Origin of the sequence: Janibacter alkaliphilus (assembly GCF_013408565.1) — a bacterium.
Lineage (GTDB): Bacteria > Actinomycetota > Actinomycetes > Actinomycetales > Dermatophilaceae > Janibacter > Janibacter alkaliphilus.
In genome coordinates this window covers 1,662,613-1,676,356 of the sequence record NZ_JACBZX010000001.1, presented here as the reverse complement: position 1 = coordinate 1,676,356, position 13,744 = coordinate 1,662,613, and the positions used below count along the sequence as shown (strand labels likewise).

The following is a 13,744-nucleotide window of genomic DNA, read 5'->3' as shown; positions in this document are numbered from 1 at the left end:
GCGCCCGGGGACCGCCGATGTCCGCGTGGACCGCCTGCGCGCGCGGGCCTGGGCGACTGTCCTAGGACTGTCGGGTCACCAGGTGTCCACGTAGCGCCCGGTCTCCGTGGTGGTCGGCGGGGGGTCGCCGGCGAGGGTGGTAACGATCCAGCGGCGGGTGTCCACCGGGTCGATGACGTCGTCGAGCTCGACCACGGCGGCTGCGTTCACCGCGCGCCCGCGCTCGTAGAGGTCGGCCAGCAGCCGCTGCTCCAGCGCGGCCCGCTCGGCCGGGTCGGCGACCGCCTCCAGCTCGCGCCGGTAGCCCAGCCGCACCGCGCCCTCCAGGCCCATCCCGCCGACCTCGCCGGTGGGCCAGGCGATGGTCGCCGCCGAGCGGTGGAAGCTGCCCGCCGCCATCGCCTGCGCCCCGAGCCCGTAGGCCTTGCGCAGCACGATCGTGATGAGCGGCACCCGCAGGTGCGCGCCGATGACGAAGAGCCGGGCGAAGTGGCGGACCGTCGCGGTCGCCTCGTGCTCCGGTCCGACCATGAAGCCGGGGGTGTCGCAGAGCGAGATCACCGGCAGCCCGTAGGCGTCGCACAGCTGCAGGAAGCGGGCCAGCTTGTCCGCGGCCGGCGCATCGATCGCCCCTCCGAGGTGCCGGGGGTTGTTGGCCACCAGGCCCATCGCCCGCCCCTCGACCCGCACGAAGGCGGTGACCACCCCGGGCGCGAAGCCGGCACGCAGCTCGAGCACCGAGCCCTCGTCGGCGATCCCGGTGATCGCCTGGTGCACGTCGTAGGCGCGCACCCGGTTCTCCGGGACGACGTGCCGCAGCCGCCGCGGGTCCGGGACCTGCCAGCCCTCGGTCGGCGCGTCGCGCAGGTAGCCGAGGTAGCGGCGGGCGACCTCCACCGCCTCCGCCTCGTCCTCGACGACGACGTCGACGACGCCGTTGCTGCCCTGGACCTCGATCGGGCCGACCTCCTCGGGCCGGTAGCGGCCCAGGCCGCCGCCCTCGATCATCGCCGGGCCACCCATCCCGATGGTCGAGTCGCGGCTGGCGATGATGACGTCGCAGCAGCCGAGCAGGGCGGCGTTGCCGGCGAAGCAGCGACCGGCGGCGATGCCCACGGTGGGCACCAGCCCGCTGAGCGAGCCCATCGTGGCGAAGGTGGGCACGTCCAGCCCGCTGGCGGTGGTGGTGTCGGTGTCGCCGGGGCGACCGCCGCCCCCTTCGGCGAAGAGGACCACCGGCAGCCGCTGCTCCCGGGCCAGCTCGAGCACCCGGTCGGTCTTCTTGTGGTTGAGGTAGCCCTGGGTGCCGGCGAGCACGGTGTAGTCGTAGGCGAGCACCGCGCACCGGGTCCCGGGGGTCTCGTCGTCGCCGCCGACGCGGCCGATCCCGGTGACGATGCCGTCGGCGGGGGTCGCCGCGATGAGGTCCTCCTCGCTGCGCCGGGCCCGCTGGGCGGCGACGGCGAAGCCGCCGTACTCGACGAGGCTGCCGGGATCGAGCAGGTCGGCGAGGTTCTCCCGGGTGGTGCGCCGGCCGCGCTCGTGCCGGCGGGCCACCGCCTCGGGCCGGGCCGCGTCGCGCTGATGGGCGCGGCGCTCCTCGACCCGGGCCAGGTCGGCGCGCGGGGCGTCCAGGTCGATCTCCTCAGCGCCGGCGCCGTCGGTGCTCTGGTCGGCGTCGAGGTCGAGGGTGACCAGCCGGACGCCCTCGGCCACGGTCGCGCCGGTCTCGGTGTGCACCGTCCGGACCTGCCCGCTGCCCGGGGCGGGGACGACGTGCTCCATCTTCATCGCCTCGAGCACGACCAGCGGCGCGCCGGCGGCGACCTGCTGGCCGTCGGCGACGAGCACCTCGACGACCGTGCCGCTGCTGGCCGCGGTCACCTCCCCGGCCGGGCCGTCACCGGCCTGCGCGGCGCGCTCGCCGAGCCCGCTGGCGTCGAACCAGCCGGTCGTCACGCCCCAGCCGGTCACCGCCTCGTGCTGCAGCAGCTCACCGAGCAGGTCGAGGTTGGTCGGCAGGCCACCGATCCTGGTCTGGCCGAGCGCAGCCCGGGCCTTGGCCAGGGCCGCGTCGTGGCCGGCGGCGCTGTGCGCGACGACCTTGGCCACCAGCGAGTCGAAGCCGTCGCCGACGCGGGTTCCCGGCTCTAGCCAGGTGTCCACCCGCACGCCGGGGCCGGAGGGGAGCACCAGCTCCTCGACGACCCCGTGGGCCGGCAGCACCCCGCTGCTCGTGGTGCGCTCGGCGGCCACCCGGAGCTCGACCGCGCTCCCCTGCACCGGCGGCGACGCGCCGAGGCCGAGGTCGGCCAGGCTGGCACCCTCGGCCAGCCGCAGCTGCGCCAGCACGAGGTCGACGCCGGTGACCATCTCGGTCACCGGGTGCTCGACCTGCAGGCGCGGGTTGACCTCGATGAACCACCAGCGCGACGGGTCGTCGGCGTCGACGAGCAGCTCGACGGTGGCCAGCCCCCGGTAGCCGCGGCCGGCCAGCAGCCGCACCGCGGCGGCGTGCATCTCGTCGCGGACCCGGCTCGGCAGGTCGGGGGCGGGCGCGACCTCGAGCACCTTCTGGAAGCGGCGCTGCAGCGTGCAGTCCCGGTCGCCGAGGGCCATCACGTCCCGGCCGTCGCCGATCACCTGGATCTCGACGTGCCGGGCGCGGGCGACGTGGCGCTCGGCGAAGAGCGCCGCGGATCCGCTGGTGCGGGCGGCCTCGGAGGCGGCCCGCGTCCAGGCCGCGGGCAGGTCCTCACCGGCCGGCACCGCGCGCATGCCGCGGCCGCCACCGCCGCCGGCCGCCTTGATCATCACCCCGGCCGGGTGCTGCTCCTGGGCGAAGGCGAGCAGCGTCGCCTCGTCCGGGTCGACCGCGGTGGCCGGCAGGACCGGCACGTCGGCCGCGACCGCCGCCTCGCGGGCCGAGCCCTTGTCGCCGAAGAGGTCGAGCAGCCCGGCGTCAGGGCCGACGAAGGTGAGCCCGGCGTCCGCGCAGGCCCGGGCGAGGTCGCCGCGCTCGCTGAGGAAGCCGTAGCCCGGGTGCAGCAGCACCGGGCCCTCCCCGCCGTGCTCGCGGGCGGTCGCGGTGACCAGCCCGGGGTCGAGGTAGGGCGCCGCCCCCTCGCCCGGCAGCAGCGCGCTGGCCGAGGCGAGGCGGGCGGCCAGGCCGTCCCGCTCGTCCGCGGTGACCAGGGCGACGGTGCGGCGGCCCAGCTCCTGGGCCGCTCGCACCACCCGGACCGCCACCTCCCCGCGGTTGGCGACGACGACGGTCACGGGCTCATCTCCCTCGATCAGCGGACGGGCGGGCGGCGGTCGGTCAGAGGATCTCGAAGAGACCGGCGGCACCCATGCCGCCGCCGACGCACATCGTCACGACGCCGTAGCGGGCGCCGCGGCGCTTGCCCTCGATGAGCAGGTGGCCGACCATCCGGGCGCCGCTCATGCCGTAGGGGTGGCCGATGGAGATGGCGCCGCCGTCGACGTTGTACTTCTCCGGGTCGATGCCGAGGCGGTCACGGCAGTAGAGCGCCTGCACGGCGAAGGCCTCGTTGAGCTCCCACAGGTCGATGTCATCGACGGTCAGGCCGTGCTGCTTGAGCAGCTTCGGGACGGCGAAGACCGGACCGATGCCCATCTCGTCCGGCTCGCAGCCGGCGACCGCCATACCGCGGTAGACGCCCATCGGCTGCAGGCCGCGACGCTCGGCCTCCTCGGCGCTCATGACGACGGCGGCGGAGGCGCCGTCGGAGAGCTGGGAGGCGTTGCCGGCGGTGATCGACTCGGGGCCGCCCGCCTCCTTCGCCAGCACCGGGGAGAGGCCGGAGAGGTTGTCGATGGTGGTGCTGGGGCGGTTGCCCTCGTCCTGGGCCAGGGTCACCTCGGTCTCGGAGACCTCGCCGGTGGCCTTGTCCTTGACCATCTGGATGCTCGTCAGCGGCACGATCTCGGCGTCGAGGCGGCCGGCCTGCTGCGCGGCGGCGGTGCGCTGCTGCGAGCTGAGGGCGTACTCGTCCTGCGCCTCGCGGGAGATCCCGTAGCGCTGGGCGACGACCTCGGCGGTCTCGAGCATGGACATGTACGTCGCCGGGACGTGCTCGACCAGCCACGGGTCCTGCGCGCGGAAGGTGTTCATGTGCTCGTTCTGCACCAGCGAGATCGAGTCGACGCCGCCGCCGACGGCGATCTCCTGGCCGTCGAGGACGACCTGCTTGGCGGCGGTGGCGATGCCCATGAGGCCGCTGGCGCACTGCCGGTCGATCGACATGCCGGCCACCGAGACCGGCAGACCGGCGCGCAGCGCCGCCTGACGACCGATGTTCATCGACTGGGCACCCTGCTGCAGCGCGGCGCCGATGACGGCGTCCTCGATCTGCTCGCCCTCGACGCCGGCGCGCTCGACGGCGTGCCGCACGGCGTGGCCGATGAGCTCCTGCGGCTGGGTGTTGTTGAAGGCGCCCCGGTAGGCCTTGCCGATCGGGGTGCGGGCGGTCGAGACGATGACGGCCTCGCGCATGGTGGATCTCCTTCTGCTGGAAGTGCGGATCGGTCGTTGTCAGTGTGGATCACCGGCCCGACCGGGGTGGGGTCAGGGGGTGGCGGGCGGCAGGTCGACGAGCCCGGCCAGGTCGGCCCGGTGCCGCTCGGGGGTGCCGAGGGCGAGCTGGTCGGCCTTGGCGCGCTTGAGGTAGGTGTGCACCGGGTGCTCCCAGGTCATGCCGATGCCGCCGTGCAGCTGCAGCGCCTCCTCGGCGGCGTGCACGGCCACGTCGGAGCACCACGAGCCGGCCACCGCCTGGGCGACCGGGGCGTCCGGGTCGGCCTCGGCGAGCGTGGCCGCGGCCTGGCGGGCGGCGGCCTGGGCCTGCACCACCTCGAGGTAGAGGTCGGCCAGCCGGTGCTTGATCGCCTGGAAGGAGCCGATCGGGCGGGCGAACTGCACCCGCTCGTTGGCGTAGGCGACGGTCGTCTCCAGGCAGTGCTGGGCCAGGCCGAGCTGCTCGGAGGCGAGCAGCGCCGCCCCGGCGCCGAGCGCGGCGTCGACGGCCGCCTCGGCCGGCTCGCCGGTGGCCAGGGTGCGGCCCGGGCCGGTCGGGGTGACCTGTGCCAGCGGGCGGCTCATGTCCAGGGAGGTGATCGGCTCGAGCTCGACCTCGTCGCGGGTCAGCAGCCGCAGCTCGACCCGGTCGTCGACCGCGGCCGGCACGACGAAGAGGTCGGCCTGCAGCGCGCCGGCGACGGGCGACACCGCCCCGGCGACCGGGCTCCAGGCGCCGCGGCGGGCGGTCCAGGGCAGCACGAGCACGGCGGTCCGGGAGCCGTCGGCGAGGCTCGTCACGGCCTCGGCGGCGCCGGCCCGCAGCAGCGCGGTGGTGGCGATGACGGCGCTGGTGAGGAAGGGGGTGGGCGCGACCGCGCGGCCCAGCTCCTCGAGCACCACGGCGGCCTCGCGCGGGCCGGCCTCGGCGCCGCCGAGGTCCTCGGGCACGAGCAGGCCGGCCAGGCCGAGCTGCTCGGCCAGGGCGCGCCACAGCGCGCTGAGATCGGTCCCGGGCTCGTCGTAGAGGCGGGCGACCAGCCCGTCGTCCAGGTGCCGGGCGAGGGTGCTGCGGACGCTGTCGCGCAGCGCCTCCTCGACGTCGGTGTAGAGCAGGTCGGTCATCGCGGTACGTCCTTGAAGGGGATGCCCTTGTCGGGGCGGTGCTCCGGGGGCAGGCCGAGGACGCGCTCGGCGACGACGTTGCGCATGATCTCGCTGGTCCCCCCTTCGATCGAGTTGCCCTTGGCCCGCAGGTAGCGGAAGCCAGGGCCGCGGCCGAGGAAGTCGGCGGCCGCGGAGCGGACCATGGTCCAGTCGTCGTACCCCAGCCCGGCCTCGGGCTGCAGCTCCAGGGCGAAGCCGGTGATCTCCTGGGCCTGCTGCGCGAAGGCGAGCTTCATCGCCGAGCTCTCCGGTCCGGGCTGGCCGACCTCGAGCTGCTGGCGCAGCCGCTCACCGGCGTAGCGGGTGACCTCGCACTCGACCCAGAGCCGCATCAGCTGCTCGTGGGCGCCGGGGGTGCGCACCTCCGGCTGCTCGCGCCAGGTCTGGGTGACCAGGCCGATCTGGCCGGCCTCGCGCTCGCTGCCGGCGCCGATCGCCACCCGCTCGTTGTTCAGGGTGGTGGTGGCCACCTTCCAGCCCTCGCCGACGGCGCCGATGCGGTCGCTGTCGGGCACCCGCACGCCGGTGAGGAAGACCTCGTTGAACTCGGCCTCGCCGGTGACCTGACGCAGCGGGCGCACCTCGACGCCGGGGTCGCTCATGTCGACGACGAAGTAGGTGAGGCCGGCGTGCTTGGGCACCGAGGTGTCGGTGCGGGCGACGAGGATGGCCCGGCTGGCGTTGTGCGCGCCGGAGGTCCACACCTTCTGCCCGTCGACGACCCAGCCGTCCCCGTCCGGGACGGCCCGGGTGGCGACCGCGGCGAGGTCGGAGCCGGCGCCGGGCTCGCTGAAGAGCTGGCACCAGATCTCCTCGGAGGTGAAGAGCGGCCGCAGGTAGCGCTGCTGCTGCTCCTCGGTGCCGAAGGCGATGAGCGTCGGGGCGGCCATGCCGAGGCCGATGCTGTTGCGGCCGCGGTCCGGCTCCGGGGCGCCGGCGGCGGCGAGCCGCTCGTCCACCCGCTCCTGCTCGCCGCGGGGGGCGCCGAGCCCGCCGCGGCCCTGCAGGAAGTGCACCCAGGCCAGGCCGGCGTCGAAGCGGGCACCGAGGAAGTCGGCCGGCGCGGTGGTGCTCGGGTCGTGCGCGGCGAGCAGCTCGCTGACCGCCTGGTCCAGGTCAGGCATCGGCGGTGGCCTTCCGGATCTCGTGACGGGCCAGGGCGTTCTTGTGCACCTCGTCCGGGCCGTCGGCGAAGCGCAGGGTGCGCACCTGGGCGAACCACTCGGCGACCGGGAAGTCCTGGCTGAGGCCGCCGGCGCCGTGCACCTGGACGACCTTGTCCATGATCCACTCGACGGTGGCCGGGGCGGCGATCTTGATCGCCTGGATCTCGGTGTGCGCACCCTTGTTGCCGACGGTGTCCATGAGCCAGGCGGCCTTGAGGGTGAGCAGCCGGATCTGCTCGATCCGCACCCGGGCCTCGGCGATCCAGTCGCGGATGACGCCCTGCTCGGAGAGCGGCTTGCCGAAGGCGACCCGGTCGGCGGCGCGGGCGATCATCAGCTCCAGGCCGCGCTCGGCGATGCCGATGAGCCGCATGCAGTGGTGGATCCGGCCGGGGCCGAGCCGGGCCTGGGCGATGGCGAAGCCCTCGCCCTCGCCGGAGATGAGGTTCTCGGCGGGCACCCGCACGCCGGTGAAGTCGATCTCGGCGTGGCCGCCGTGGTCGCGGTCGTCGTAGCCGAGCACCTTCATGCCGCGGCGCACCTCGACGCCGGGGGTGTCCCGCGGGACGAGGATCATCGACTGCTGCCGGTGCCGCTCGGCGCCGGGGTCGGTCTTGCCCATGACGATGAAGATCTCGGCGGCCGGGTTCATCGCGCCGGAGATGTACCACTTGCGTCCGTCGATGACGTACTCGTCGCCCTCGCGGGTGATCGAGGTCTCGATGTTCGTGGCGTCCGAGCTGGCCACCCGCGGCTCGGTCATGGCGAAGGCGGAGCGGATCTCGCCCTGCATCAGCGGCTGCAGCCAGCGCTCCTGCTGGGCGGGGGTGCCGAACATGTGCAGCACCTCCATGTTGCCGGTGTCCGGCGCCGCGCAGTTGGTCGCCACCGGGGCGATGTGCAGGCTGCGGCCGAGGATCTCGCACAGCGGCGCGTACTGCAGGTTGGTCAGGCCGGCGCCGTCCTCGCCGGGGAGGAAGAGGTTCCACAACCCCTGCCGCTTGGCCTCCTCCTTCAGCGGCTCGATGAGCGGCGGCGGGGCCCACCGCTCGGGGGCGGCGTCGACCGCCTCCTGGTAGGCCGGCTCGGCCGGGTAGACGTGCTCGTCCATGAAGGCGGTCAGCGTCTGCTGCAGCGCCTTCGTGGTCTCGTCGTGGGCGAAGTCCATGCTCCTGCTCCTGCTCCTGGCGGGCCTGGTGCGGTCCGGGTGGTCGGGGGGTCGGTGGTCGGTGGCTCGGTCTTCGGTCGGGGCGCGCGGTGGGGTCGGCGGTCAGCCGGTGGTGCGCGGCGGGCGGACCCCGTCACGGGAGATCTCGTCGCGGTCCAGGCCACGCTTGAGGATCTTGCCGGTGGCCCCCTTCGTCAGCTCGTCGACGACCGTGTAGATCCGCGGCACCTTGTAGTCGGCGAGCTGCTCGCCGAGCCAGGCACGCAGCTCCGCGGGCTCGACCTGCTGGCCGGGCTGCAGGGCGACCACCGCGGCCAGCTCCTCGCCGAGCCGCTCGTCGGGGACGCCGATCACCGCGGCCTCGCGGATCGCCGGGTGGGCGAAGAGCAGCTCCTCGACCTCGCGGGGGTAGACGTTGTAGCCGCCGCGGATGACGAGGTCCTTCTTGCGGTCGACGATCCACAGGTCGCCGTCGGCGTCCATCCGGCCGATGTCGCCGGTGAGGAACCACCGGCCGTGGCGCACCTCGGCGGTGGCCTCCGGGCGGTTCCAGTACTCGCGCATGACGACCGGTCCGGTGATCGCCACCTCGCCGGTCTCGCCCGGGGGCAGCGGCTCGCGGTCGTCGCCGAGGATGGCCAGCTCCAGCCCGGGCAGGGCCCGCCCGACGCTCATCTCCTTGCGCGGGAAGGCGGCCGAGCTGAAGGTGGCCGCCCCGGTGGTCTCGCTGAGGCCGTAGCCGTCGAGGACGGTGGCGCCGAAGCGCTCCTTGAAGGCGCGGGCGATCTCCAGCGGCAGCGCCGCCCCGCCGGAGCAGGCCAGCCGCAGGTCGGCGAGGTCCTCGCGGGTCACCTCGGTCTCGGCGTGCAGCATCGCGTTCCACATCGTCGGCACCCCGGCCAGGGCGGTGAGCCGGTGCCGGGCGGCGAGGGCGAGCATCGTCGCCGGGTCGAAGGGCCGGGCCAGGGTGAGGCTGGCCCCGACGGAGTAGGCGGAGTACATCACCGCGGCCTGGCCGAAGACGTGGAAGAGCGGCAGCGCGGTGCCCATGGCGTCCTCGGGCACGAGCTGCAGCGACTCGGCGAGGGCGGCGCCGCAGGAGAGCAGGTTGCCGTGGGTGAGCACGGCCCCCTTCGGCCGTCCGGTGGTGCCGGAGGTGTAGAGCAGCACGGCGGCGGCGTCGGTCTCGGCGGGGGCCGGCTCGACCGGCTCGCCCTCGCCGAAGAGGCCGGACTCCAGCAGCCAGGTGCTCACCCCGGCCTCGTCGGCGGCCTGCTGCACCGGGGGCGCGCTCTCGTGCCAGCCGAGGGCGGTGGTGGCCCCGGAGTCCTCGAGGAAGTAGCCCAGCTCGCGGGCGGTGCACAGCGGGTTGACGGTCACCGCGGTGGCACCGATCGAGAGCACCGCGTGGTAGGCGATGACGAACTCGGCGCTCGTCGGGACGACCATGAGCACCCGGTCGCCGGGCCCGACGCCACGCTCGCGCAGCTGGGCGACGGCGTCACCGACCGAGGCGTGCAGCGCGGCGAAGCTCCACTCCCGCTCCCCCTCGCGCAGGGCGAGGGCGTCGGGCCGGCTCTCGGCGTGGTCGCGGACCAGGTGGGCGGCGTTGCTCATGGTCTCGTCTCTCCTCGTCTGGGCGAGCGTCAGGACAGGCTGGACTGGTAGCGCTGCATGCCGCGGATCCAGCGGTCGTGGTCGTCGACCTTGCGGCGCAGGAACTCCCGGACGTCGGCGTGCGGGAGGATGAGGAAGGTCTCCTCGGCGATGGCGGCGAGCACGTCGTCGGCCACGGTCAGCGGCTCGAGCACGTCACCGGCGCCGGTGACCGCGGCGACCGCCTTCTGACCGTCGTCCTCGCGGGAGGTCATGCCCGAGCGCAGCATGTCGGTGTCCACTCCCATCGGGCACAGGCAGCTGACCCCGACGCCCTGGGCGCCGTAGGTGACCGAGAGCCACTCGGCGAAGGCGACCGCGCCGTGCTTGGTGACCGAGTAGGTGGCCGAGCCGATCTGGGTGAGCAGCCCGGCCGCGGAGGCGGTGCTGACGAAGTAGCCGTGGCCGCGCTCGACCCAGCCGGGCACCAGGGCCCGGGCGGCCCGGACGTGCGCCATGAGGTTGACGTCCAGGGCCAGGCTCCACTGCTCCTCGCTGGCCTCGAGGCCCTCGCCGTCGCCGATGCCGGCGTTGGCGACGTAGAGGTCGACCGGGCCGAAGGCGTCCTGGGCCAGGGTGATCGCGGCGGCGATGTCGGCCTCGGCGGAGGCGTCACCGGCGGCGCCGCGCACGTTGCCCGGCGAGACCGTCTCGAGGCGCTGCACGGCGGCGTCCACGCGGGCCTGGTCCAGGTCGGTGATCACCACCTGCGCGCCACGCTCCAGCAGCCGCCGGGCCACCGCCTCACCGATGCCGCCGGCCGCGCCGGTGACGATCGCCACGCTCTGGTTGACGTCCATCCGCACTCTCCTTCGAGTCCCTGCCCGGCGCTGTCGCCGGCTGCTGCTGCACGCGACCTGCTCGCCCGCCGTGCGGCGGGCGGCGGGTCAGTCCTTGGGTCCGCCGGCCACGTAGATGACCTGACCCGAGACGAACCCCGCCTCCTCGCTGCACAAGAACGACGCCGTCGCCGCGATGTCCTCCGGCTGCCCCACCCGCTGCACCGGGATCTCCTTGGCCGCATACGCGATGAAGTCCTCGAACCCCACCCCCACACGCTCCGCCGTCGCCGCCGTCATCTCCGTCTGGATGAACCCCGGCGCGATCGCGTTCGCCGTCACCCCGAACCGACCCAGCTCGATCGCCAACGTCTTCGTCAACCCCTGCATCCCCGCCTTCGCCGCCGAGTAGTTCACCTGACCACGATTCCCCAACGCCGACGTGCTCGACAGATTCACGACCCGCCCATACTTCTCCACCGTCTGATACGCCTGCACCGCCTTGCACAGGTTGAACGCCCCCCGCAGATGCACCCCCATCACCGCATCCCAGTCCTCCACACTCATCTTGAACAACAAGTTGTCCCGGATGATCCCCGCATTGTTCACCAGGATCGTCGGCGCCCCCAGCTCCTGGGCCACCCGAGCCACCGCGGCATCCACCTGCTCCGCGTCCGAGACATCCGCCCCCACCGCCAGCGCCGACCCACCCGCAGCCGTGATCTCCTCCACCACCACCTGGCACGCCGACTCATCCAGATCCAGCACCCCCACCCGATGACCGTCCGCCGCGAACCGACGCGCCACCGCCGCCCCGATCCCCCGAGCAGCTCCAGACACGATCGCGGTGCGCTGAACAGACATGTGGTGCGTTCTCCTTCGTCGGCGTCGTGCCCTCGCGACGCTACTTGAACCCGCCTTCAAGTTCAACTACGGTCGACGGCATCTGGACACCCGCCGGAGGGACCCGTGCGCGGTGACGAGATGCCGCAACCGAACCCCGACGGGTGCCCACGGGCGCCACGACGAAGGAGCCACCATGGCCGAGAAGCAGCGCCCCACGTCCGTCGCCGACCTCCAGGAGCTCGTCGGCGTCGAGCTCGGCCCGACCGGGTGGCACCCGGTGGACCAGGCGACCATCGACGGCTTCGCCGACATCACCGGTGACCACCAGTGGATCCACGTCGACCCCGAGCGCGCCGCCGACAGCCCCTTCGGCACGACCATCGCGCACGGGCTCTACAGCCTCTCCCGCACGCCGGCGCTGCTCGAGGAGCTGATGGCCTTCGACGGCTTCGCGCACAGCCTCAACTACGGCTACGACAAGGTGCGTTTCATCCACCCGCTGCCGGTCGGCTCGCAGATCCGGCTGCGCGCCGAGATCGCCTCCGCCGACGAGGTCAAGCCCGGCCAGGTGCACGTCGTCACCCGGCTGACGGTCGAGGCCGACGGCATCGAGAAGCCGATCGTCGTGGCCGACTCGATCGGCCGCTTCAGCAACGGCTGACCCCAGAACCGCCGGACGGGCGACGAGACACCCCGGGCTCGTCGTCCGCCCGGCTCTCTCCCCCGCAACTGCCCGGGCAAATCACACTCTCCCCCCGCAACTGCCCGGGCAAATCACACTCCCTGGCGCAACTGCCCGGGCAAATCACACTCCCGTGCGCAACTGCCCGGGCAAATCACACTCCCCTGCGCAACTGCCCGGGCAATTCGCACTCCTGCGCAACTGCCCGGGCAGTTTCGCCCAGGTCGGCGGGCCAGCAGGTCAGCCGGCGGGCTGATCGGCCGGGCGGCGCACGCCCATGTGGCCGGTGAGCGGCAGCTGCCAGCCCAGCCGGGCGTGCTCGGCCACCTCGGCGTCGATCACCCCGGCGAGGTCCGCGGGGAAGGGGGCGGCCCGCCGGGTGGTGAGGTCGACGTGCGCCTCCAGCAGCTCGAGGGTGTTGGCCACCCGACCGGTGCTGCGGTTCACCACGACGGAGACCGCGTGGAAGACCTTGGCGCCGCGACCCAGCCAGCGCACGTGCACGCTGACCTCCTCGCCGATGCGCACCTCGGAGAGGAAGCGCAGGTGCTGCTCGACGCTGAAGACCCCGCAGCGACTCTGCTGCCGGTACTCGTCGCCCAGACCGATCCGGGTGAGCCCGATCTCGGCCCCGGCACAGTGCAGGTCGTAGAAGTGGCGCACGTTGACGTGCCCGTTGCCGTCCTCCCACTCCGGGCCGGCCACCTGCCGGTGCACCGGTGCCAGCTCGTCGATCTCGGCGACGCTCGGCAGCTCCGGCCGGCTCACGGGGTGAGCACCACCTTGCCGGTGACCGTCCGCCCCTCCAGCGACTGCAGCGCGGCGCTGGCCTCGGCCAGCGGGTGCACCGCACCGACGATCGGGCGCAGCGCACCGCTGCGCAGGTGCGGCAGCATGGCCTCCCACTCGGTGCCGACGTGCCCCGGGCGGCTCATCGCGTAGGCGCCCCAGCCGACCCCGAGCACGGCGACGTTGTTCAGCAGCAGCCGGTTGACCTTGACCTCGGGGATGGAGCCGGCGGTGAAGCCGATGACCAGCAGCCGGCCGTGCTCGCGCAGGGTGCGCAGCGAGTCGGTGAAGCGGTCCCCGCCGACCGGGTCGACGACGATGTCCACCGACTTGCCGACGGTGTCCTTGAAGCCGTCGGCGAGGACGACCTCGTCGGCCCCGGCCGCCCGGGCGACCTCCCCCTTCTCCTCGGTGGAGACGACGGCGATCACCCGGCCGGCACCGAAGGCCTTGGCCACCTGGATCGAGGCGGTGCCGATGCCGCCGGCGGCGCCGTGCACGAGCACGGTCTCGCCCTGGGCCAGGCCGCCCCGCTCGAGCAGCGCGAAGTAGGCGGTGGCGTAGTTGAAGAGGAAGGAGGCCCCCTCCTCGAAGGAGACCTCGTCCGGCAGCGCGAAGGTGAGGTCGGGCCTGGCCTGCACCTTCTCGGCGAAGCCGCCGAGCAGCGGCAGCGCGGCCACCCGGTCACCGGCGCTCAGGCCGCTGCCCTCGGGGGCGCTCTCGACGATCCCGGAGACCTCGGCGCCGGGGACGAAGGGCAGGTCCGGCTTCATCTGGTAGAGACCGCGGGTCTGCAGCAGCTCGGGGAAGGCCACCCCAGCGGCCTTGACGGCGATGGTGACCAGGCCCTCGGCAGAAGGGTCGGGCAGGTCGACCAGCTCGATCGCCTCGGGCCCGTCGAGGGTGCTGATGTGGACGGCTCGCATGTGTCGGTTCCTCTCTCGGGGGTCG

11 protein-coding genes are annotated in these 13,744 nt (G+C 73.7%); 1 reads left to right on the top strand and 10 read right to left on the bottom strand.

The annotated features are described in order from the left end of the window. Window positions 1–75: 75 nt before the first annotated feature. From BJY28_RS08125 to fabG, 8 genes are all read right to left on the bottom strand, one after another. Window positions 76–3,279, bottom strand: coding sequence for a carboxyl transferase domain-containing protein (locus BJY28_RS08125; protein WP_343037021.1), 3,204 nt, complete (start codon window positions 3,277–3,279; stop codon window positions 76–78). Between the two features lie 43 nt (window positions 3,280–3,322). Next, the gene (locus tag BJY28_RS08120; protein WP_179462569.1) at window positions 3,323–4,519 is read right to left on the bottom strand and encodes an acetyl-CoA C-acyltransferase; all 1,197 of its coding nucleotides are present in this window, start codon (window positions 4,517–4,519) and stop codon (window positions 3,323–3,325) included. Between the two features lie 72 nt (window positions 4,520–4,591). Continuing rightward, window positions 4,592–5,665: an acyl-CoA dehydrogenase family protein gene (locus tag BJY28_RS08115; protein ID WP_179462568.1), complete on the bottom strand. Its 1,074-nt coding sequence runs from the start codon at window positions 5,663–5,665 to the stop codon at window positions 4,592–4,594. Then, the gene (locus BJY28_RS08110; protein WP_179462567.1) at window positions 5,662–6,831 is read right to left on the bottom strand and encodes an acyl-CoA dehydrogenase family protein; all 1,170 of its coding nucleotides are present in this window, start codon (window positions 6,829–6,831) and stop codon (window positions 5,662–5,664) included. Before BJY28_RS08110 ends, BJY28_RS08115 begins: the two co-directional genes overlap by 4 nt. Next, window positions 6,824–8,041 (bottom strand): acyl-CoA dehydrogenase family protein, encoded by a 1,218-nt coding sequence (locus BJY28_RS08105; RefSeq protein WP_179462566.1) that lies wholly within the window; start codon window positions 8,039–8,041, stop codon window positions 6,824–6,826. Before BJY28_RS08105 ends, BJY28_RS08110 begins: the two co-directional genes overlap by 8 nt. Before the next feature lie 102 nt (window positions 8,042–8,143). Continuing rightward, complete coding sequence (locus BJY28_RS08100) at window positions 8,144–9,658, bottom strand: AMP-binding protein (RefSeq protein ID WP_179462565.1); 1,515 nt, start codon at window positions 9,656–9,658, stop codon at window positions 8,144–8,146. A 29-nt stretch (window positions 9,659–9,687) separates the two neighbouring features. Continuing rightward, window positions 9,688–10,497 carry an SDR family oxidoreductase gene (locus tag BJY28_RS08095; RefSeq protein WP_179462564.1) on the bottom strand — a complete coding sequence of 270 codons (810 nt, stop codon included), beginning with the start codon at window positions 10,495–10,497 and terminating at the stop codon, window positions 9,688–9,690. 87 nt (window positions 10,498–10,584) lie between these two features. Then, the gene (fabG, locus tag BJY28_RS08090) at window positions 10,585–11,340 is read right to left on the bottom strand and encodes a 3-oxoacyl-ACP reductase FabG (RefSeq protein ID WP_179462563.1); all 756 of its coding nucleotides are present in this window, start codon (window positions 11,338–11,340) and stop codon (window positions 10,585–10,587) included. Between the two features lie 175 nt (window positions 11,341–11,515). On the opposite strand from fabG, the gene BJY28_RS08085 reads away from it, so the two are divergent. Next, complete coding sequence (locus BJY28_RS08085; RefSeq protein ID WP_179462562.1) at window positions 11,516–11,983, top strand: MaoC family dehydratase; 468 nt, start codon at window positions 11,516–11,518, stop codon at window positions 11,981–11,983. A 261-nt stretch (window positions 11,984–12,244) separates the two neighbouring features. Here the strand turns inward: BJY28_RS08085 and BJY28_RS08080 are convergent, their stop codons facing one another. Further along, window positions 12,245–12,772 (bottom strand): thioesterase family protein, encoded by a 528-nt coding sequence (locus BJY28_RS08080; RefSeq protein ID WP_179462561.1) that lies wholly within the window; start codon window positions 12,770–12,772, stop codon window positions 12,245–12,247. Beyond that, the gene (locus BJY28_RS08075) at window positions 12,769–13,719 is read right to left on the bottom strand and encodes an NADPH:quinone oxidoreductase family protein (protein ID WP_179462560.1); all 951 of its coding nucleotides are present in this window, start codon (window positions 13,717–13,719) and stop codon (window positions 12,769–12,771) included. Before BJY28_RS08075 ends, BJY28_RS08080 begins: the two co-directional genes overlap by 4 nt. Window positions 13,720–13,744 lie beyond the last annotated feature (25 nt).

Excerpts from the sequence above, each read along its gene's own strand:
- fabG (WP_179462563.1), bottom strand. The coding sequence starts at position 11,340 with ATGTCTGTTCAGCGCACCGCGATCGTGTCTGGAGCTGCTCGGGGGATC.
- BJY28_RS08110 (WP_179462567.1), bottom strand. The coding sequence starts at position 6,831 with ATGCCTGACCTGGACCAGGCGGTCAGCGAGCTGCTCGCCGCGCACGAC.
- BJY28_RS08115 (WP_179462568.1), bottom strand. The coding sequence starts at position 5,665 with ATGACCGACCTGCTCTACACCGACGTCGAGGAGGCGCTGCGCGACAGC.
- BJY28_RS08095 (WP_179462564.1), bottom strand. The coding sequence starts at position 10,497 with ATGGACGTCAACCAGAGCGTGGCGATCGTCACCGGCGCGGCCGGCGGC.
- BJY28_RS08120 (WP_179462569.1), bottom strand. The coding sequence starts at position 4,519 with ATGCGCGAGGCCGTCATCGTCTCGACCGCCCGCACCCCGATCGGCAAG.
- BJY28_RS08075 (WP_179462560.1), bottom strand. The coding sequence starts at position 13,719 with ATGCGAGCCGTCCACATCAGCACCCTCGACGGGCCCGAGGCGATCGAG.
- BJY28_RS08100 (WP_179462565.1), bottom strand. The coding sequence starts at position 9,658 with ATGAGCAACGCCGCCCACCTGGTCCGCGACCACGCCGAGAGCCGGCCC.
- BJY28_RS08085 (WP_179462562.1), top strand. The coding sequence starts at position 11,516 with ATGGCCGAGAAGCAGCGCCCCACGTCCGTCGCCGACCTCCAGGAGCTC.
- BJY28_RS08105 (WP_179462566.1), bottom strand. The coding sequence starts at position 8,041 with ATGGACTTCGCCCACGACGAGACCACGAAGGCGCTGCAGCAGACGCTG.